The sequence below is a fragment of the Nocardia grenadensis genome (assembly GCF_050942415.1).
In the GTDB taxonomy this organism is placed as follows: Bacteria; Actinomycetota; Actinomycetes; order Mycobacteriales; family Mycobacteriaceae; genus Nocardia; species Nocardia grenadensis.
Window position 1 is genome coordinate 2,016,272 of the sequence record NZ_CP192054.1, and the last position, 19,332, is coordinate 2,035,603.

16 protein-coding genes and 1 tRNA gene are annotated in these 19,332 nt (G+C 67.1%); 13 read left to right on the top strand and 4 right to left on the bottom strand.

Going from position 1 to position 19,332, the window contains the following annotated elements; translation table 11 throughout:
* Positions 1 to 212 precede the first annotated feature (212 nt).
* Together pyk and ACQPYS_RS09095 are read left to right on the top strand one after the other, a co-directional pair.
* Positions 213 to 1,631, top strand: coding sequence for a pyruvate kinase (gene pyk, locus ACQPYS_RS09090; RefSeq protein WP_084480807.1), 1,419 nt, complete (start codon positions 213 to 215; stop codon positions 1,629 to 1,631).
* Between the two features lie 25 nt (positions 1,632 to 1,656).
* Complete coding sequence (locus ACQPYS_RS09095; protein WP_433492288.1) at positions 1,657 to 2,550, top strand: acyl-CoA thioesterase; 894 nt, start codon at positions 1,657 to 1,659, stop codon at positions 2,548 to 2,550.
* Positions 2,551 to 2,569: 19 nt separating this feature from the next.
* On the opposite strand, the gene ACQPYS_RS09100 is transcribed toward ACQPYS_RS09095, so the two are convergent.
* Complete coding sequence (locus ACQPYS_RS09100) at positions 2,570 to 2,938, bottom strand: hypothetical protein (RefSeq protein ID WP_433492289.1); 369 nt, start codon at positions 2,936 to 2,938, stop codon at positions 2,570 to 2,572.
* A 258-nt stretch (positions 2,939 to 3,196) separates the two neighbouring features.
* Positions 3,197 to 3,826 (bottom strand): low molecular weight phosphatase family protein, encoded by a 630-nt coding sequence (locus tag ACQPYS_RS09105; protein WP_431940901.1) that lies wholly within the window; start codon positions 3,824 to 3,826, stop codon positions 3,197 to 3,199.
* A gap of 232 nt (positions 3,827 to 4,058) precedes the next feature.
* Between ACQPYS_RS09105 and ACQPYS_RS09110 the strand changes: the two genes are divergently transcribed.
* Positions 4,059 to 5,234: an FAD-binding oxidoreductase gene (locus ACQPYS_RS09110; RefSeq protein ID WP_433492290.1), complete on the top strand. Its 1,176-nt coding sequence runs from the start codon at positions 4,059 to 4,061 to the stop codon at positions 5,232 to 5,234.
* 176 nt (positions 5,235 to 5,410) lie between these two features.
* Positions 5,411 to 6,775, top strand: coding sequence for a DUF1214 domain-containing protein (locus ACQPYS_RS09115; protein ID WP_433492291.1), 1,365 nt, complete (start codon positions 5,411 to 5,413; stop codon positions 6,773 to 6,775).
* A gap of 152 nt (positions 6,776 to 6,927) precedes the next feature.
* On the opposite strand, the gene ACQPYS_RS09120 is transcribed toward ACQPYS_RS09115, so the two are convergent.
* Positions 6,928 to 7,014: transfer RNA gene (locus ACQPYS_RS09120), tRNA-Leu, on the bottom strand.
* Positions 7,015 to 7,235: 221 nt separating this feature from the next.
* On the opposite strand from ACQPYS_RS09120, the gene ACQPYS_RS09125 reads away from it, so the two are divergent.
* The 9 genes from ACQPYS_RS09125 to ACQPYS_RS09165 all read left to right on the top strand — a co-directional run bounded on the left by ACQPYS_RS09125 (position 7,236) and on the right by ACQPYS_RS09165 (position 18,815).
* Positions 7,236 to 7,832: an ANTAR domain-containing response regulator gene (locus ACQPYS_RS09125; protein ID WP_433492292.1), complete on the top strand. Its 597-nt coding sequence runs from the start codon at positions 7,236 to 7,238 to the stop codon at positions 7,830 to 7,832.
* A 242-nt stretch (positions 7,833 to 8,074) separates the two neighbouring features.
* Positions 8,075 to 9,265 carry a branched-chain amino acid ABC transporter substrate-binding protein gene (locus ACQPYS_RS09130; RefSeq protein WP_084480845.1) on the top strand — a complete coding sequence of 397 codons (1,191 nt, stop codon included), beginning with the start codon at positions 8,075 to 8,077 and terminating at the stop codon, positions 9,263 to 9,265.
* 93 nt (positions 9,266 to 9,358) lie between these two features.
* The gene (locus ACQPYS_RS09135) at positions 9,359 to 10,396 is read left to right on the top strand and encodes a branched-chain amino acid ABC transporter permease (RefSeq protein ID WP_063036413.1); all 1,038 of its coding nucleotides are present in this window, start codon (positions 9,359 to 9,361) and stop codon (positions 10,394 to 10,396) included.
* Positions 10,393 to 11,787 (top strand): branched-chain amino acid ABC transporter permease, encoded by a 1,395-nt coding sequence (locus ACQPYS_RS09140; RefSeq protein WP_433492293.1) that lies wholly within the window; start codon positions 10,393 to 10,395, stop codon positions 11,785 to 11,787. The genes ACQPYS_RS09135 and ACQPYS_RS09140 overlap by 4 nt, the downstream gene beginning before the upstream one ends.
* A gap of 95 nt (positions 11,788 to 11,882) precedes the next feature.
* Positions 11,883 to 12,830, top strand: a complete 948-nt coding sequence (locus ACQPYS_RS09145) for an ABC transporter ATP-binding protein (protein WP_433493003.1) — start codon at positions 11,883 to 11,885, stop codon at positions 12,828 to 12,830.
* Positions 12,827 to 13,588: an ABC transporter ATP-binding protein gene (locus ACQPYS_RS09150; RefSeq protein ID WP_063036411.1), complete on the top strand. Its 762-nt coding sequence runs from the start codon at positions 12,827 to 12,829 to the stop codon at positions 13,586 to 13,588. The genes ACQPYS_RS09145 and ACQPYS_RS09150 overlap by 4 nt, the downstream gene beginning before the upstream one ends.
* A gap of 151 nt (positions 13,589 to 13,739) precedes the next feature.
* Positions 13,740 to 16,481, top strand: coding sequence for a DNA polymerase I (polA, locus tag ACQPYS_RS09155; RefSeq protein WP_431940897.1), 2,742 nt, complete (start codon positions 13,740 to 13,742; stop codon positions 16,479 to 16,481).
* Between the two features lie 362 nt (positions 16,482 to 16,843).
* The gene (locus tag ACQPYS_RS09160; RefSeq protein ID WP_433492294.1) at positions 16,844 to 17,671 is read left to right on the top strand and encodes an MspA family porin; all 828 of its coding nucleotides are present in this window, start codon (positions 16,844 to 16,846) and stop codon (positions 17,669 to 17,671) included.
* 703 nt (positions 17,672 to 18,374) lie between these two features.
* On the top strand, positions 18,375 to 18,815 hold the full coding sequence (locus tag ACQPYS_RS09165) for an alpha-isopropylmalate synthase regulatory domain-containing protein (protein ID WP_063036408.1): 441 nt from the start codon (positions 18,375 to 18,377) through the stop codon (positions 18,813 to 18,815).
* A gap of 88 nt (positions 18,816 to 18,903) precedes the next feature.
* Here the strand turns inward: ACQPYS_RS09165 and trxA are convergent, their stop codons facing one another.
* Positions 18,904 to 19,287 (bottom strand): thioredoxin, encoded by a 384-nt coding sequence (gene trxA, locus ACQPYS_RS09170; protein WP_063036407.1) that lies wholly within the window; start codon positions 19,285 to 19,287, stop codon positions 18,904 to 18,906.
* Positions 19,288 to 19,332 lie beyond the last annotated feature (45 nt).

A 19,332-nucleotide genomic window follows, 5' to 3' on the forward strand; every position in this document is an offset into this window, starting at 1 on the left:
GCGGCGGGGCCGCGGCCCCGCCCGGGATGCACCCGCGGGTAGGCCGATTCCGGGTGCCGTAGCGTGGGGTTCACCATTCTGTAGCAATGCAGTTAAATCCATATGGCAGACTTAGCTTCCCAGGTCTGCCCGCTGATTCGCCGTATGCTGTGGCCGGCGGATCGCCCGGGGGCGGACGGAACGGGACAACTCGGCAGGATTAGGCTCGACACGTGATGCGACGGACGAAGATTGTGTGCACCCTCGGCCCGGCCACTGCCACCGAGGAACGTATTCGAGAGCTCGTCGAGAGTGGTATGGATGTCGCCCGGCTCAATTTCAGCCACGGTGAGCATTCCGATCACGCCGAAAACTACAAGAAGGTGCGGCAGGCCTGCGACGATCTCGGCCGCGCCGTCGGCATACTCGCCGATCTGCAAGGCCCCAAGATCCGGTTGGGTCGCTTCGCCGAGGACAAGACGGTCTGGGCGACCGGTGAGACGGTGCGTATCACCGTCGACGATATCGTCGGCAGTCACGACCGCGTCTCCACCACCTACAAGCAGCTCGCCGACGACGCCAAATCCGGCGACCGGCTGCTGGTCGACGACGGCAAGGTCGGGCTCGAGGTCATTCGCGTCGAGGGCAACGACGTGGTCTGCGAAGTGACCGAGGGCGGCCCGGTCAGCAACAACAAGGGTGTTTCGCTGCCGGGTATGGATGTCTCGGTGCCCGCGCTGTCCGACAAGGACATCGAAGATCTGGAATTCGCCCTCAACCTGGGCGTGGACTTCATCGCACTGTCGTTCGTGCGCTCGCCCTCGGATATCGAACTCGTCCACGATGTGATGGACCGGGTCGGCCGCCGGGTGCCGGTGATCGGCAAATTGGAGAAGCCCGAGGCCATCGACAATCTCGAGGCCGTGGTTCTGGCGTTCGACGCGGTGATGGTGGCCCGCGGCGACCTCGGTGTGGAACTGCCGCTCGAGCAGGTGCCGATCGTGCAGAAGCGGGCGATCCAGATGGCGCGGGAGAACGCCAAACCGGTCATCGTGGCCACTCAGATGCTCGAATCGATGATCGAGAACTCCCGGCCCACCCGCGCGGAGGCCTCGGATGTGGCGAACGCGGTGCTCGACGGCGCGGATGCGGTCATGCTGTCCGGGGAGACCTCGGTCGGTAAGTACCCGATCGAAACCGTGCGCACCATGGCCCGCATCGTGCACGCGGTGGAGACCGAATCCACCAATGTCCCGCCGCTCACCCACACCCCGCGGACCAAACGCGGAGTGATCTCCTACGCGGCCCGCGATATCGGGGAACGTCTCAACGCCAAGGCGCTGGTGGCCTTCACCCAGTCCGGTGACACGGTGCGCCGGCTGGCCCGGTTGCACACGCCGCTGCCGCTGCTCGCGTTCACCCCCCTTCCGGAAGTGCGCAGCCAGCTGGCGCTGACATGGGGTACCGAAACCTTCATCGTGCCCACCGTGGACAGCACCGACGCCATGATCAAACAGGTCGATCAGGCGCTGCTGAGCATGAACCGATACCGCAAGGGCGACCTCGTGGTCATCGTCGCGGGCTCTCCCCCCGGTACCGTCGGTTCCACCAACCTGATCCATGTGCACCGCATCGGCGAGGAGGACCACTGATGACCGAGGATCGCGGAGCCGCCCGGTGAGCGCGCCGGTCGACGAAACGGAGACGGACAACCACACCGATCTCGACACCCTGCTGGAACTGCTGGATCTCGACGAGGTGTCCGAGGACGTCTTCCTCGGGCACCACCCGGAGAAGGTGTCCAGCCGGACCTTCGGCGGCCAGCTCGTCTCCCAGGCGGTGATCGCGGCGGGCCGGACCGCCGGACATCGCCCGATCCACGCGCTGAACGCTCATTTCGTGCGTGGCGGCGATGTGAAGAAGCCGATCAAGTACCACGTGGAGCGGCATCGCGACGGCCGGGCATTCGCCAACCGCACGGTCACCGCCACCCAGGACGGCCAGGAACTGTTCGTCATGCTGGCCTCGTTCCAGGAATGGGGTAAAGGCCTCGAGCACGCGCACGAGCGGCCCGAGGTGCCCGATCCGGAGACCCTGCCGCGGATCCAGGAGAGTTTCGCCGGCTTCGAGGACAAACTCGAGATGTTCGTGAACGCCCCGCATCCGATCGATATGCGGTACACGAACGATCCGGCCTGGATTCTCAAGGGCACCGGGGCAAAGCTCAACCACAACCGGGTGTGGATGCGTGCCGACGGCACCCTGCCCGACGATCCGCTGATCCATGTCGCGGCACTGAGCTATTCCTCCGACACCACCGTGCTCGATTCGATCCTCACCACGCACGGTCTGTCGTGGGGCCTGGACCGGATCGTGGCCGCCACGGTGAACCATTCCATCTGGTTCCACCGGCCGTTCCGTTTCGACGACTGGGCGCTGTACGCCACCGAGTCCCCGGTCGCCGCGGGATCGCGTGGGCTGGCCACCGGCCGGTTCTACTCCCGCACGGGTGACCTGCTGGCCACCACCGTGCAGGAGGGCGTGATCCGGCACTTCCCGGCCCGCCGCTGAGTGGACGCGAACTGCCGGGTCAGAGCCGCTCCGGCAGCAGCGGCTCCCATTCGAGGTCGGTGCGCTGTTCGGCCCTGAAGGTGAACGGTGCGCCGGGGCCGTGCGCGTCCAGGCCGCGGAGCAGCCGGTGTTCGAGGGCGGCGAGATAGCCGTCGGTGAGTTCGGCCGGATCGCCGGCCAGACTCAGCGCGATCTCGAAGGTGGCGTGCCCCTGCGGTTGCGCCCCCGGATTCGCGGTGCGCCAGCGATTGTCGAACTCGCGGTGCCGGGAATCGTCCTCGGCGACGGGCAGGGTGAAGCGCCACGCGCAGATATCACCGTCGCCCAGATGCTCGTCCAGTTCCGCTCTGACGGTGTCGACGAGATCGTCCAGGATTTCCGGTGTCACATAAACATGAAGCGAAACATCCGAAATGCGTTTCGGCATGCCTGATTCCTGTCGTGTGTCGAAACTCAGGGATCGGATTCTTCGGATCGGTGGTCCGGTTGGCGAGTGTAGTGCCCGGACCATGGAAAGTCAGGACCCGTGTCGTATTCGTAGCCGTCCGCGGACGGCGGCGGTCCGGCCGGGGCCTCGCGGCGCTCGATATGCCGCTGTCCGGTGGGGGCCCGCGCGCCGCTCAGACCGCTATCCGGGCTCGAGTTCTCATGCGTACCAGCCGGTGTGCTGGGCCGCGACCAGCGGTGAGAGCCGGGGCGTGGCGGCATTCGGCTGGACCACCACCGCCGGCCGGCCCCACTGCCGATCTCCGGGCGTGGCGGTGGGGGCCAGGGCGACCAGCAGCGGTACCAGCGCATCAGCGATCCGGTCACCGACCTCGCAGTACGCCTCGGCCGACAGGCCCACGGGGTCGGCGATGTTCTCCCGCCCGACCCGGGACAGGTTGTGCCGGTGGCGATGCAGGTCTGCCACGGTGCGGGCGCCGGTGACGCGGGCGACCCGGTAGGCCTCGAGCAGGGTGAAGGTTCGTGAGTTCGAACGGGCCGCCGTGTCGCCCACTTCGTCGCGAATGTTCTCGGTCATGGTGAGTACGAGATCCGCGCGGTCGATATGCTCGGGCCTGAGTTTGCGAGCACGGAAACCGCCGGGATCCCCACCGAGCCCGGTGATGGCCTCGGCCGCCCGCGGTTCCACCGGAAACCCCACCAGGGCCCGGGTGCCGGCACTTTCGGCGGTGATGCCGGTGAGTCGGTATTCGACCGCGATGGAACGGGTGAGCCGTTCGGCGATCGCCGATCGGCACACGTTTCCATTGCAGACGAACAGGATATGCATAGCGCAAAGGTAATTCGCGCTGCCTGCGTCGAGCACCGGTCTCTGTGCAATCTCACAGCACTTCGGGTGTTAATTCATCCGCGTGTAGCGTGCCGTACACGAATCCCGCCCGAGTTTTCCGTGTGGTACAGAAAATGTTTCAGACGAATCCACCAGCTGCGAGGTTCCCATAGACGAGTTCGCTACCGACTTCGGCGGCAGTCGGCGCATTACCCCGCGCGTCGTGCACCGTATGCCCACCGCGTTCCCCTCCGCCGTGCTCGGGGCCGGTCGCCCATTGACGCTGCGTGGCGCCGGACATTCCTGCGACGGGCAGACCGTCGCCGGAAACGAGCTCCTCGTCACCTACGATCCGGCCGGTACCGAACACCAGGTCCGGGAAGTCGGCGAAGACGCGGTCGAAGTGCCGGCCGGAACCAGCTGGCGTCTGGTGGAGCGATATCTGAATGCCCGCGGACGGACTGTTCCTGTCCTGACCGATCACCTTCCGGTGAGTGTGGGCGGAACCCTGTCGGTAGGTGGTCTGGGCGCCACCTCGCTGCGGTACGGCATGCAGGTGGACCAGGTGGAGCGGATCCAGTTGACCGACGGCGCCGGGGTCAGCCGGTGGTGTTCGCGCACCGAACATTCCGAGCTCTTTCGCTTCGCGCTGGGCGGACTGGGCACTCTCGGTTTGATCGAGCGAGCCGTGCTGCGCACAGTGCCCTTGCCGCGGACCCCCCGTCTGCACCGCCGATCGTATCCTCGGCTCGACGACCTCGTCGCGTACACCGAGCAGATCGCCGCGCGCGACGATGTCGACAGCTTCTGTGCTTCGCTACGGCGGGGCGAGCTCTCCTCGACCATCGGGCTGCCCGACGCCTTTTCTCGATCCCGTGGCGATCGGTGGGCGACGGTCCGTCACACGGCGCGTGCGGAGCTTGCTCATGGGCGTCCGGTCGCGCCACCCGACGGCTGGGTCCGCATGTGGTCGGACTATGTGGTGCCCGCCGGGCGGCTCGCGCCGCTGGTCGGGGTACTACGATCGCGCGTACCGCTGGCTCGCCTTCCCGTCATGCTGTACTTCCTCGTCCTGCGTCGTCCGGCCGATGCGACGGCCTTCGCCTTCGCCCCGATCGGTGCCGCCGAGGTCTCCATCGGAATGGGCGTGTACATGTCGGTGCGCCGGACCCCGGCCGCGGTCGAGTCCGCCCGGCGGGTGTTCGGCGCCCTGCTGGAAGCATGCGCGGAACTGGGTGGGCGGCCCTATCTCTACGGCGTGCACGATTTCGAGGGTTCGCTCGTCGAGCGGCTCTACGGACCGGATCCGGCGCGGCTCGCGCAGTTGCGATCCGCCTACGGCCTGGAGCATGTCAACGCACATCTGCCCCTCGTCCGCGCCGCGGTGTCTGCGGCAGGGCAGCGGTGAGAGTGGCGTGCAAAAGCGGTACCAGGTCCGACGGTGAGCCGGCCGGTGCACTTCGAGCGGCGTACGAGCAGTCACCCGGTTCACCCGATCCGGGTGACTCGGGGTTCCCGATCCGCGGCGTACGGTCGGCGCAGTACGCCCGGAGAAACTGCCGACCGAGGGAGAGGAGACCGCTGGTGGCCGATTCCGGCGCCCCGGTTCGTGGTGTGACTCCGGCGTACGCGCGGACGGTGGCGCGGACGGCGTACCTGTGGGGCTGGCCGCTGGTCAATATGCACAATCGCCGCGTCGCGATGAATCAGCTCGCCGAGCCCGGGCTGATGGCCGGGGTTGTGCCCGCCGGCCCGCCCGGCACGCTGAGCATGCTGGGCGATTACCTCCGGCCCGAGGAACGGCTGGTCGCGTGCCCGGATCAGGACGTGGTCCACGGGTTCGGAGTATTGGACGCGCGGCTGGAGCCCGCGGTGGTGCAGGTGCCCGAATTCGGTGACCGGTTCTGGGTGTATCGGGCGGTGGATCAGCGCACCGATTCGTTCGCCCGGTTCGGTGCCGTGTACCGGACCGCGCCCGGGTTCTACCTGCTCGCCCATGAATCGTGGACGGGTACGGTGCCCGCCGGAATCACCGAGGTCTTCCGCTACGACACCCGCTGCGCGGCGGTGCTCCCCCGGGTCTTCCTCGACGACACCGCGCGTGACCGTGCGCTGATCGCGCCGCTGGTGGACCGGATCACCATGTATCCGCTGTCGGAGTTCGACGGGAGGGTTCGAATCGCCGACCGGTCGTCGGCGCCCGCCTTCGGCGCCGGTTCCGTGACCCGCGGCCGGCATGAGCGGCAGTGGGTGGATCCGGAACAGTTCTTCTGCGTCCTCGGTGAGGTGCTCGACGAGGTGCCGGCGCGGCCGGGCGAGCAGGGCCTGTACGCGCGGTTTCGCGCAGTGCTCGCCGCGGCCGCGCACGGTCGCGCGATCGCGGAGGTGCTACGCGAGGCGGCGGTCGATACCGATGCGGTGGTGGGAGAGCTGTTCGAATTCCGCAATATCGGGATCCCGGTGGCCGCGCACTGGACCACTCCGCACAACGGCGCGGCGTTCGGGGCCGACTACCTGTCCCGGACCGCGCTGGCGAAAACGGATATCTTCGCCGGCCCCCTGAACGAAACCGCCTATTTCTACCAGGATCTCGATGCCGTCGGCGATCGCCTGCACGGTGGCCGCGCCTACACGGTGCACTTTCCTGCCGGGCAGCTGCCACCGGTCCGGGGTATCTGGTCGTTGACGGTCTACAACAGCCGGCACTTCCTCCACTCGAACGAACTGGACCGGTATTCGCTGGGAACCAGGAATCAGGACCTCACCCACGGCGACGACGGGTCACTCACCCTCATCGTCGGTGGCGCGGGCCCCAGCGATCCGAAACAGCTCGCCAACTGGCTACCCGCGCCTGATGGCCACTTCTCGCTCGTCCTGCGCGCCTACTGGCCCGTATCCGGCATTCTCGATGGCAGCTGGTCGCCGCCCGCGGTCACGCCGCAGATCTGACCGCCCTTCCCGGCACCGGCGGGTCTGTCACCGTGTGGTGGCCGCATCTCCCCGCCCCTTATCGCGGTAGCAACCTGGTAGGCAGCTGCGGACCACCGCGGACCGTGCGTGATGGAGGGGAATGAGCCGGATTAGGAATTACCGTCCGACCTTGGTGCCGAGTGTGGGACTCGAACCCACACGTCCTTTCGGACAACGGTTTTTGAGACCGTCGCGTCTGCCAGTTCCGCCAACTCGGCGCACCGGGTGCATATAGTATCCGCTGCTCGCCCGGAACACCCAATCGCGGGGGCCGCGATCACGGCGGAACCCGGTTACGCAGGGTATATGCACCGTCTATGACGGTGAAAGGTAGTCTTTACACCACCCGATCGCGTGACGGCGGATCGACGGCCGTGCCCCGGCCGGGATCCGTCGTCCGTGCTCTCGGGACGAGGCATCGGAACCAGAGGGGTCGTTTATGAGCACAGGTGCGGACGCCGCGGCGAAACGCGTGGTCGTCGCCGAAGACGAGGCGTTGATCCGGATGGATCTGGTCGAGATGCTGACCGAAGAGGGCTACCAGGTGGTGGGGGAGGCCGGGGACGGTCAGCAGGCGGTGGACCTCGCGGTGGAGCATCGGCCGGATCTGGTCATCATGGATGTGAAGATGCCGCGCCGGGACGGGATCGACGCCGCGGCCGAGATCGCCTCCAAACGTGTTGCCCCCGTGGTCATCCTGACCGCGTTCAGTCAGCGCGATCTGGTGGAGCGGGCGCGCGACGCCGGTGCGATGGCCTACCTCGTGAAACCGTTCACCAAATCCGATCTCGTTCCGGCGATCGAACTGGCGGCCAGCCGCTTCCACGAGATCACCGCGCTGGAGAGCGAGGTCGCCGGCCTGTCCGAGCGGTTGGAGACACGTAAACTCGTCGAACGGGCCAAGGGCGTGCTCATGCAGACGCAGGGGCTCAGTGAACCGCAGGCCTTCAAGTGGATCCAGCGCACTGCCATGGACCGTCGCACCACGATGAAGGCGGTGGCCGAGGTCGTTCTGGAGAACCTTACCCCGCAGTGAGCCCGCGGCGGGCGCGTACCGGCCTTAACAACCCGGAAACACAAGCCGGAAAATAATTTGCGACGACATCATCCCGATGATCCGAATGTGACACGGGATCAACATGCCGGAGTTATGTTTCTCACGAGTCGGAGTCTTCGGCTCCCTCGGCCGGCCGAGGTTGATGAGGAACATAGGGGTAGATCGTGCTCGGTTCGATATGGCTGTCGGGTGCCCCCCGACGCGGACGCACGGTACGCGGAATACTGAGTGTCGGGGCTGCCGCCGTGCTGGTCCTGACCGGTTGCGGTGACAAGACCACAGACAACACGGAGACGTCGGGAGCGGGGGGACTGTCCATCCAGCCGCTGATGCAGATCGACTCGGCGGGTAGGGAAGTTCCGGCCGCCGATACCGGCGCCGCGGCCGATCCGGCCGGGAACGGGGCGGCGACCTGCCCACCGACCACCACCATCGCCATGGCCGGCGCGCTGACCGGCCCCGACGCGGCGCTGGGCATCAATATCGTCAATGGCGTAAAACTGGCCCTCGACCAGCACAACAAGGCGAATCCGGGCTGCCGGATCAAGCTGAAGGAATACGACACCGAGGGCGATCCGCAGAAGGCCAGCCAGGTGATCCCGCAGATCGTGAACGATCCGTCGGTGCTCGGCGTGGTCGGTCCGGCGTTCTCCGGGGAGACCAAGGCCACCGGTCAGATCCTCAGCGATGCCGGCCTGGTCGCGGTCTCCTCTTCGGCCACCAATGCCACCCTGACCAAGAACGGCTGGAAGACCTTCTTCCGCGGCCTCGCCAATGACGACGTGCAGGGCCCGTCGGTGGCGAAGTACCTGGTCGGCACGGCCGGCTACAAGAAGGTGTGCGTGGTCCGGGACAACACCGATTACGGAGTGGGCCTGGCCCAGAGCATCACCGCCGGCCTGGGCGCGGCCGCCGATCCGGCCTGCGCGGCCAGTATCAAGAAGGGCGACAAGGACTTCTCCGCCACCGTCACCAAGATCTCCGGCGCCCAGCCGGACGCGATCTTCTACTCCGGGTATTACGCCGAGGCGGCACCGCTGGTACAGCAGTTGCGGTCCGGTGGAGTGGACGCGACCTTCGTCTCCGCCGACGGCACCAACGATCCGCAGTTCGTCTCCCAGGCGGGCGGCTCCTCGGAGGGCGCGCTGCTGTCGTGCCCGTGCGGTCCCGGTCCGGACGAGTTCGCGCGGGCCTACGAGGAACTGAACGGCCAGGCGCCGGGCGTGTACTCGGTGGAGGGCTACGACCTGGCCACCATCCTCGCGGCCGGTATCGATGCCGGCAAACTCACCCGCCCCGACCTGCTGGAGTTCGTCCGCGGGTACAGCGGTGACGGCCTGGCCCGGCACTACCAGTGGAATGCCGACGGGGAACTGTCCGCCGCGCTGATCTGGGTCTACAAGGTCGGCTAACGGCCGGCGGGCGGTACGCGCCCCGGCATTCGCCGGGGCGCGTACCGCCCGCTGCTCGGGTGAGGGTCCGATGACGATGAGGGCGGATTTCCAATGACAGCATCCTTGCCGGCCGCCGCGGCCGTTCTCGCGCAGGGATCGATCGACTTCAACTACCAGGGTGTTATCGATCAGTTCTGGCGGCTCACGGTCGACGGTTTGTCCTACGGTGCGATATATGCGCTGGTGGCGGTGGGGTACACCCTGGTCTACGGGGTACTCCGGTTGATCAATTTCGCGCATTCCGAGGTGTTCATGCTCGGTATGTTCGGACAGTACGTGGGCCTGATGCTGCTGGGGTTCGCGCCCAGCGGCAATGTCTACAGCCAGGGCGTGATCCTCACGGTGACCTATATGGGCCTGGCGATGATCTTCGGAATGGCGGTGTCGGGCGCGGCCGCGGTCGGATTGGAGCGCGCGGCCTATCGGCCGCTGCGCCGCCGCGGTGCCAAACCGTTGACCTTCCTGATCACCGCGATCGGAATGTCCTTCGTACTCCAGGAATTCGTGCACTTCGTGCTGCCGAAGCTGTGGCCGGACCTGGGCGGTACCAATGCGCAGCAGCCGATCATGCTGGTCGAACCGACGGTGCAGTTCACCATCGGCGGCGCCGACGTCACCAATGTGACGTTGGTGATCGTGGTGTCGGCGGTGACACTGGCGGTCCTGGCCGAGGTGCTCATCAACCGCACCCGGTTCGGACGCGGTATCCGCGCGGTGGCCCAGGATCCCGATACCGCCACACTGATGGGGGTTTCGCGGGAACGGGTCATCATGTTGACGTTCCTCATCGGCGGTCTGCTGGCCGGTGCCGCCGCGATGCTGTACGTGATGAAGATCCCCAACGCCATCATCTTCTCCGGCGGGTTCGTGCTCGGTATCAAGGCGTTCAGCGCCGCGGTGCTGGGTGGTATCGGGAACCTGCGCGGTGCCCTGCTCGGTGGTCTGCTGCTCGGTCTGGTCGAGAGCTACGGCCAGATGCTGTTCGGCACCGAATGGCGGGATGTGGTGGCGTTCGTGGTGCTGGTGCTGGTGTTGTTCTTCCGGCCCACCGGCATTCTCGGCGAAAGTCTCGGGAGGGCCCGCACATGAGCACGGTGCAGATCGAGAAAACCGCGGGGCACGGCCTGGGCGACGAGATCCGTGCCTGGTGGGCCGGGCTGAGCCGCCCGGCGCAGTGGGCGGTGGGTATCCCCGCCCTCACGGTGCTGGCGCTGCTGCCACTGTTCCCGCCGCCGCTGCTGGACACGCCGGGGACCAGTTTCGGCGGGGTCATGGCACAGTTCGCCATGTACGCCCTGATCGCCATCGGCCTGAACGTGGTGGTCGGCCAGGCCGGGTTGCTGGATCTCGGCTATGTCGGCTTCTACGCGGTCGGCGCCTATACCGTCGGCCTACTGACCAGCCCGAACAGTCCGTGGAACCAGACCGACGGCGGTTGGCTGCACTCCGATTGGGCGTGGCTGGCCTGTGTTCCGCTGGCCATTCTCGTCACCGCGGTCTCCGGGTTGATCCTCGGTTCGCCGACACTGCGGCTGCGCGGGGACTATCTGGCCATCGTGACCCTCGGCTTCGGTGAGATCGTCCGGCTGCTGGCCGACAACCTGGGTGAACTCACCAACGGCAGCCTGGGCCTGTCCGGGATCGCCTATCCGCATATCGGCGAATCGGAAGCCCGGCCCAACGGTGTGTTCTCGGCCGGTAACGTCGGCGATCCGAACAGTTCCGACCTGGTCGACCGCGCCAATTCCGGGACCTGGTGGTACTGGGTCGGCATGCTCGCCGTGGTGGCGGTGCTGCTGGTGGTCGGCAACCTGGAACGCAGCCGGGTCGGCCGGGCGTGGGTGGCGATCCGCGAGGACGAGGATGCCGCGGAGATCATGGGTGTACCCACCTTCAAGTTCAAACTGTGGGCGTTCATGATCGGCGCCGGGATCGGCGGCCTGTCCGGCGCCCTGTTCGCGGGACAGGTGCAGTTCATCAACCCGACCGGCTTCAACATCATCAACTCGATGCTGTTCCTGTGCGCGGTGGTGATCGGCGGCCAGGGCAATAAACTCGGCGTGATCGTCGGGGCCTTCCTGGTGGTGTACCTGCCGAACCGGTTGATGTCGGTGGAGATCACCGATGACGAGACCACCGGATACGTCCAGCTCGTGGTCGCGCTCGTGATGGTCGCGGCACTGCTGGTGGGCTGGCGGCTGCGGGCCCGCGAGCTGGCCGGCCCGTGGCGCTGGGTGTATCTCGCGGTGACCGTGCCGGCGGCGGTGTACGCCGTGCTGCTGCTGAGCGGTGTGCTCGTGTTCTACTCCGGCGGCGCGCAGAGTCTCGGTGACCTCAAATATCTCTACTTCGGAATCGCACTGGTGGTGATGATGATCCTGCGACCCCAGGGCCTGTTCCCGGTCCGGCAGAAACTGCTCGCCTACGGCCGGCAGATCGTGCGGGCCGTCCGCCGGCCCATCGCGGAGGTGACGTCGTGACCGGGCCGAACGCGGGGGACGCGCTGTTCGACAACGAGGATCTGGCCGCCGGATACGCGGCCGGGCAACCGGTCGAATCGTCCGGTGAGGTCGACGTGACCGCTGTCGATCCGGCGCTGGCCGACGCCGCGACGGTGGCCGAGGTGGTGGCCGCGCACCGGGAGATCCGGACCGAGGTCGGGGCGCCGCTGCTGCGTACCGAGAACCTCACCGTGAAGTTCGGTGGGCTCACCGCCCTCGAGGCGGTGAGTTTCGAGATCCGGCGCGGCGAGATCCTGGGCCTCATCGGCCCCAACGGTGCCGGGAAGACGACCTGTTTCAACGCGATCACCGGGGTGTACCGGCCCGCGGCCGGCGCGGTGTACTTCGACGGGCAACCGCTCACCAAGAGCAAACGTAACGCGATCACCCGGCTCGGGATCGCCCGGACATTCCAGAACGTGCGGCTCTTCGGCGAGATGACCGCGCTGGAGAACGTGGTGGTGGGCACTGACGCCCGGCATCGGACCTCGGTGCCGGGGGCGATCCTGCGGACGCGGCGGCATCGCCGGGAGGAACGCGACGCGCTCGAACGCGGGATGGCACTGCTGGAATTCGTGGGGATCGCCCCGCGCGCGGTGGAGAAGGCCCGCAATCTCTCCTACGGCGATCAACGGCGCCTCGAGATCGCGCGGGCGCTGGCGACCGAACCGAAACTGCTGTGTCTGGACGAGCCGGCCGCCGGGTTCAATCCGAGCGAGAAATCCGCGCTCATGGACCTGATCCGCAAGATCCGCGACGATGGGTTCACCGTGTTGCTGATCGAGCACGATATGCGGCTGGTGATGGGGGTCACCGATCGGATCGTGGTGCTGGAGTTCGGGCGCAAGATCGCCGACGGCCTGCCCGAGCAGATCCGTACCGATCCCGCGGTCATCGCCGCCTACCTGGGCGTACCGGATGAGGAACTGACGGCGGCTGATCTCGCGACCTCTACGGCGGCGGTACGGGCGGAGCAGGACGCGGCGGGTGACGCCGGGCACGGAGCGGAGGAGCGGGGATGACCACGGCACCGGACCAGTTCACGCCGGATACCGGCACCGAGCCGCTGCTCGAGGTCACCGATATGGTCGTCGGCTATGGCAGAATTCAAGCCCTGCACGGTATTTCGCTGCGGGTCGCCCCCGGGGAACTGGTTACCCTGCTGGGTGCGAACGGCGCCGGGAAGACCACCACCATGCGCGCCCTGTCGGGATTGTTGCCGTTGACCCGGGGGCAGATCAGGTTCGAGGGACGCGATATCAGCCGGTTGAAGGCGCACCACCGGGTGATCGCCGGGCTGGTGCAGGCGCCCGAGGGCCGGGGCGTGTTCCCGGGGATGACCGTGCAGGAGAACCTGGATATGGGGTGCTACGCCCGGCCCTTCGCGAAGAAGACCGAGTACGACGCCGCCCTGGACCGGGTTTTCGAACTGTTCCCGCGCTTGCTGGAACGGCGTAAGCAGGCCGGCGGCACGCTCTCGGGCGGCGAACAGCAGATGCTCGCCATCGGGCGGGCGCTGATGGCCCGGCCGCGGTTGCTGCTGCTGGACGAACCGTCCATGGGCCTGGCGCCGATGGTGATCCAGCAGATCTTCCGGATCATCGCCGAGATCAACGCCACCGGTACCACCGTGCTGCTGGTGGAGCAGAACGCCCGGCAGGCGCTGGCCCGCAGCGATCGTGCCTACATCGTGGAAACGGGAGAAATCACCAAGACCGGGCGCGGCCGCGAGCTGCTCGACGACCCCGCGGTACAGGCCGCTTATCTGGGTGTCGGCTGAGGCCGGCTCGGTAGGGGTGGCGCCGACTCGGGACGGCCCGGTAGTGAGTCGTCGGCGGGGGCCTTCCGCTCCGGGCGGCCCGGGCCCGGGCCGGGGCCGACCTGGTACGGGTGTGGGCGGGTGTCGGTGGGGGTCCCTAGACTCTCGGGGTGTGACCTCACCGACCACTGCGCAGCCGACGACCTCCGCCTCCGCCGCCCCGGGTTCCTCGGGAGAGCGGCCCACGCTGCTGCTACTGGACGGGCATTCGCTGGCCTACCGGGCCTTCTTCGCGCTTCCCGCGGAGAATTTCCAGACGGTCACCGGGCAGACCACCAATGCGGTGTACGGGTTCACCGCCATGCTCATCAATCTGCTGCGCGACGAGAAACCGACCCATGTGGCCGCCGCCTTCGATGTCTCCCGGCAGACCTTCCGGGTGGAGGCCTACCCCGCGTACAAGGCGAACCGGTCGGCGACTCCCGACGAATTCCGCGGGCAGGTCGAGCTCACCAAAGAGGTGCTGGGTGCGCTCGGTATCCCGGTGATGGCGATCGAGGGCTATGAGGCCGACGACATCATCGCCACGCTCACCGCTCAGGCCGTGCCGCAGGGGTACCGGGTGCTGGTGGTCACCGGCGACCGTGACTCGATCCAGCTGGTGTGCGACGACGTGACGGTGCTATACCCCCGCAAAGGGGTCTCCGATCTCACCCGCTTCACCCCGGAGGAGGTCGAGAAGAAATACGGTCTCACCCCGGCGCAGTACCCGGATTACGCGGCGCTGCGCGGTGACCCCAGCGACAATCTCCCCGGTATCCCGGGCGTGGGGGAGAAGACCGCCGCCAAATGGATCCGCGAGTACGGGGATCTGAACACGCTCGTCGACAAGGTGGACGAGGTGCGCGGCAAGGTGGGTGACGCGTTGCGCGCCAATCTCAGCAGTGTGGTGCTCAACCGGCAGCTCACCGAGATGGTTCGCGACGTCCCGCTGCCCTACACCCCCGATCAGCTGGCCCAGGGGGCCTGGAACCGGGAGCGGATCCACCAGCTGTTCGACGATCTGGAATTCCGGGTACTGCGTGACCGGCTTTTCGAAACCCTGGCCCCGCCCACCGTGGAGGCCGAATCGGGTTTCGAGATCAGCGGGGGCACGCTGGAGCCCGGCAGTGTCGCGGACTGGCTCGCCGAGCACGCGAAATCCGGTGCCCGGCACGGTATTTCGTTGTCCGGTACCAGCACGCCGGCGGCCGGTGACGTGCGAGCCCTCGCCATCGCCGCCGCGGACGGCGAATCCGGCTATATCGATATCACCGCCCTCACCGCCGAGGACGAATCGGCGCTCGGTGCCTGGCTCACCGATACGTCGCATCGCAAGGCCCTGCACGAGGCCAAGGGTGCGCTGCACGCGCTGCGCGGTCGTGGCTGGACCCTGGGCGGTCTGAGCAGCGATACCGCCCTGGCCGCCTATCTGGTCCGGCCGGGGCAGCGCAGCTTCAACCTCGATGATCTGTCGCTGCGGTACCTGCATCGGGAACTGCGCACCGAGACCGAGGCCGCGCCGCAGCTCTCCCTGCTCGACGCCGAGGACGCGGTGGACGCCGAACTCGCGCAGAACGAGATGCTGCGGGCCCGCGCGGTCGCCGATCTGGCCGACGCCCTGGACGAAGAACTCGCCAAGATCGAATCCACGCCGTTGCTCGACGAGATGGAACTGCCGCTGCTCGGGGTACTCGCCGAACTCGAGGACGCCGGTATCGCCGTCGACACCGATCAGCTCGGCGAATTGCAGCGGCAATTCGCGGACAAGGTCGCCGAGGCCGCGAATGCCGCCTACGACGTGATCGGCAAGCAGATCAATCTCGGGTCGCCGAAACAGCTGCAGGTGGTGCTGTTCGACGAACTCGATATGCCGAAGACCAAACGCACCAAGACCGGCTATACCACCGACGCGGACGCACTGGAATCGCTCTACGAGAAGACCGAGCATCCTTTCCTGCAGCATCTGCTCGCCCATCGCGACGCCACCCGCCTCAAGGTCACCGTGGACGGCCTGCTGAAATCCGTGGCCGACGACGGCCGGATTCACACCACCTTCAACCAGACCATCGCCGCCACCGGGCGGCTCTCGTCCACCGAGCCCAATCTGCAGAACATTCCCATCCGCACCGATACCGGCCGGATGATCCGCGACACCTTCGTGGTCGGCCCGGGCTACGAATCGCTGATGACCGCCGACTACAGCCAGATCGAGATGCGGATCATGGCCCATCTCTCCGGCGACGAGGGCCTGATCGAGGCCTTCAACTCCGGCGAGGATCTGCACAGTTTCGTCGCCTCCAAGGCGTTCGACATCCCGATCTCCGAGGTCTCCCCGGAGGTTCGCCGCCGGATCAAGGCGATGTCCTACGGTCTCGCGTACGGCCTCAGCTCCTACGGTCTGTCCGCCCAGCTGAAGATCAGCACCCAGGAGGCGAAGGAGCAGATGGACATCTACTTCGCCCGGTTCGGCGGTATCCGCGACTATCTGCACGCCGTAGTGGAGCAGGCCCGCAAGGTGGGCTATACGCAGACCCTCTTCGGCCGCCGCCGTTACCTGCCCGACCTCGACCACAGCAACCGCCAGCGCCGCGAGGCCGCCGAGCGGATGGCGCTCAACGCCCCGATCCAGGGCACTGCCGCCGATATCATCAAGGTCGCCATGATCAATGTGCACAGCGCGCTCGCCGAGTCCGGGCTGCGTTCGCGGATGCTGCTGCAGATCCACGACGAACTCGTCTTCGAGGTCGCGCCGGGCGAGCGGGAACAGTTGCAGGAGCTGGCCCGGGAGCAGATGGCCTCGGCCATCGAACTCTCTGTCCCGCTCAGTGTTTCGGTCGGTGTCGGGCGCAGCTGGGATGCGGCGGCCCACTGAATTACCCGGCGGCAACTGTCCGTGGCGCCCGCCGGAGGCGATGACCGGGGGCGGGCCGTGTCGTGCTGTTCGAAGCGAACACAGGGGCGTGACCGATTCCTGCCGCGAGGTCCCGTCCGCCCGAGCCGATCCGGCTCCCGGAATCGAGATCCACGGCGATATGCGCCGACCAGTGAAGTAGTCGGCGCGTGGCCTGTGCCCGGCACCGGGCACAACTGTTTATGATGCTCCGCGAGTACCGCTCACCGATTCACCGGCGAATCTCGGGTGCGGTACGGATATTGCTTCCGGGGTAACCGCCTGGAAATCGGGTTCGCCTGTGCGATCCGGGTTTCGTGAGGGTCGGCGGTGTCCGAGTTCGTGTGAGTTTTCGATCCGAACATGAGGACTGGAGCACGATGAACCGCAAGTATTCATCCTTTATGGCCACGCTCGCCGCGGTGATATCGGTCGTCACCGGAGCTGTCTCCACTGCCGATGCTGTGGCGCGGGCAGCGCCGGGAGAAATCGATTCCGGCGGGCTGCGTGTGGTTGCGTCCGCGAATTCCAGTACTTCCGAACAGTCCGGTGACACGGCGATGGGCGTGCCCTTCGCGCACGCGATCAAGGTATCCGGGGACTTCTCGGTCGCTGCCGACGGCGTCGCACCGCTGCGCAGCGGTGAAATCGTCGCCGGCTATCTGCTCGGCTGCGCCGTCGATATAGCCAACGGCATCTCGGTCGCCATCGCGCCGAGTATCGGTGCCTCCACCGAGGTCGCACCTCAGGTGGGTGTCGATTTCGGGGTCGATCTCGCCCCCGGTGCGGTCGAACCGCCTGTGGTCGAGCCGGCCCCCGAAGGGAACGGACCACCTATGGTCGATCCCTGGCTCGATGTGCTGACTCCGCCCGAGGTCGGCGTCAGTGCCGGTGTGGGTGCTGCTTTGGCTCAGGCCTTCGGTGTCCAGAGCGGCCTCGCGGGCGAGCTCGCGGTCAATTTGGCGCCCGGCACGGTGACGACCGCCGTGATCGGCGCGGCGGAACTCGACGAGGAGTCGACCTTCCCCTACACCTTCGCGCACAGCAATACGCCGTTGCAGGTGAACGGCTGTCTGTCCCCGGCCTCGGCCATGCCGTTCGTTACCGTGCGCGCCGATACCACCGGTGGCACTGTACAGACGACGGGTTACGGCACCACGTTCACGTTCTGACCGGACACCGACAGCGTCCGCCGCGTCCGTCTGTCGGCGCTCGGCGTGCGCGGTACGGGATGCGGCGAGTGGTGAAGGTCACCCGCGCCAGTCGGCGCGGGACGCGGGGTCGGCCGCTCGCCGCCCGGGTGCCGTGAAGTTGTCGCGTCGGGCCGGCTGTGTGCTCATCGCCGAGGGCGGGCCGGATGCGTAGGGCGCGGACGGAGGATCCGGGACCCCGGACTCGGAACCTCCGGGCCGCGCCGGAAAGCGCCGGTCCGGCGGTGGAAGGAGTGAGTACGACCTCGGGTCCCGGCGTCACGTGGTCGGTGGCCGACGTCCGCGTTGCCAGCGGCGCGGACGTCGGATCGGTCACCGGCACCCGGTGGCGATTCTCGGGCTGCCTGCCGGTGACCAGGGAGAACAGTAGTCGGCGGTAGGCGAAACGGCGGGCGAAGATGGTTGCCATCTTCCCCGGAAGTCTTTATTCTCGACCCCGTGCAAATCCCTGCCGGCTGCCTGTGCGCCGCGCCGATGTTCGCAGATCGCGACGGTGCGGTGCTCCTCTCGCGTACCGCGGAGTCGGCTCGTCGGCTACTTGCCGTAGTAGTAACCCGCCGTAGCGGGGTCTGATTCGGACCGGCCCCCTCGCTGCGGGCCCCCCTTTTCTGCTTTTGCTGGTCCCCCAAACCTGCCGACCATCTCTGGGAAGACCTACGTGCTCATGACCACATTGACTCTGGAAAATAACGCCCTGACCACGGCCGCCCCGCGCAGCCTGCGTACCGAATGCGCGGAACTGACGGCCGACCAGTTCCACGACCGTTACGGCGAATGCGCCGGTCCGATCCGGCTCGCGGGCTGGTCGTCCACCGGTGCGCGCGGTGGCGCCTTCACCGCGACCCTCGAATTCGCGGGCTGGTCCCGTTCGGTCGTGGCGGCGGGCAGCCCCATCGCCGCTATGACCTCGGCACTCTACGAAGCCGGCTACCCCGTCGAGATTCTGCGGTTCCATCAGCGTCGCACGGCGGTGGGTACCGCGACCTTCGTGCAATGTGAATGCGACGGCCGCCGCGGCTGGGGCGCCGCTCTCGCCACCGACGGCGCGGAATCCTCGGTGCGGGCGATGATCGCCAGCGTGAACCGCCTGGGGGCGCTGCGCTAGCGGGCTACCGGCCGCATCTGTAGCACAACGCAACGGCGGGCTCCACACCATCCCCGGAAAGTGTGGAGCCCGCCGTCGTTCGTCAATCCTATTCGGCTGCTTCGCCGTTGGCCGCCTGCTGCTCGGCGAGTTGCTTACGAACCTCGTCCATATCCAATGCCTTCACCTGGGAGACCAGATCCTCCAGCGCCGCCGGCGGCAACGCCCCGGGCTGCGCGAAGACGAGCACACCCTCGCGGAAGGCCATGATGGTCGGGATGGACTGGATATTGGCGGCCGCGGCCAGGCCCTGTTCCGCCTCGGTGTCGACCTTGCCGTGCACGACATCGGGATGTTTCTCCGACGACGCATCGTAGGTCGGGGCGAAGCTGCGGCACGGTCCGCACCAGGAAGCCCAGAAATCGACGAGTACGACGTCGTTACTGGTGACTACGTCATCGAAATTCTGCTGCGTCAGTGTCTGGGTGGCCATGACGTCCTCTCGTGGTCGGTTTCAGGCTGTAACGCCGGCCCCGGC

Bases quoted from the DNA above. Each gene is read 5' to 3' on its own strand.
- ACQPYS_RS09105 (WP_431940901.1), bottom strand. From the start codon at position 3,826: ATGCATATCCTGTTCGTCTGCAATGGAAACGTGTGCCGATCGGCGATC.
- ACQPYS_RS09110 (WP_433492290.1), top strand. From the start codon at position 4,059: ATGCCCACCGCGTTCCCCTCCGCCGTGCTCGGGGCCGGTCGCCCATTG.
- ACQPYS_RS09125 (WP_433492292.1), top strand. From the start codon at position 7,236: ATGAGCACAGGTGCGGACGCCGCGGCGAAACGCGTGGTCGTCGCCGAA.
- ACQPYS_RS09135 (WP_063036413.1), top strand. From the start codon at position 9,359: ATGACAGCATCCTTGCCGGCCGCCGCGGCCGTTCTCGCGCAGGGATCG.
- ACQPYS_RS09140 (WP_433492293.1), top strand. From the start codon at position 10,393: ATGAGCACGGTGCAGATCGAGAAAACCGCGGGGCACGGCCTGGGCGAC.
- ACQPYS_RS09150 (WP_063036411.1), top strand. From the start codon at position 12,827: ATGACCACGGCACCGGACCAGTTCACGCCGGATACCGGCACCGAGCCG.
- ACQPYS_RS09165 (WP_063036408.1), top strand. From the start codon at position 18,375: ATGACCACATTGACTCTGGAAAATAACGCCCTGACCACGGCCGCCCCG.
- trxA (WP_063036407.1), bottom strand. From the start codon at position 19,287: ATGGCCACCCAGACACTGACGCAGCAGAATTTCGATGACGTAGTCACC.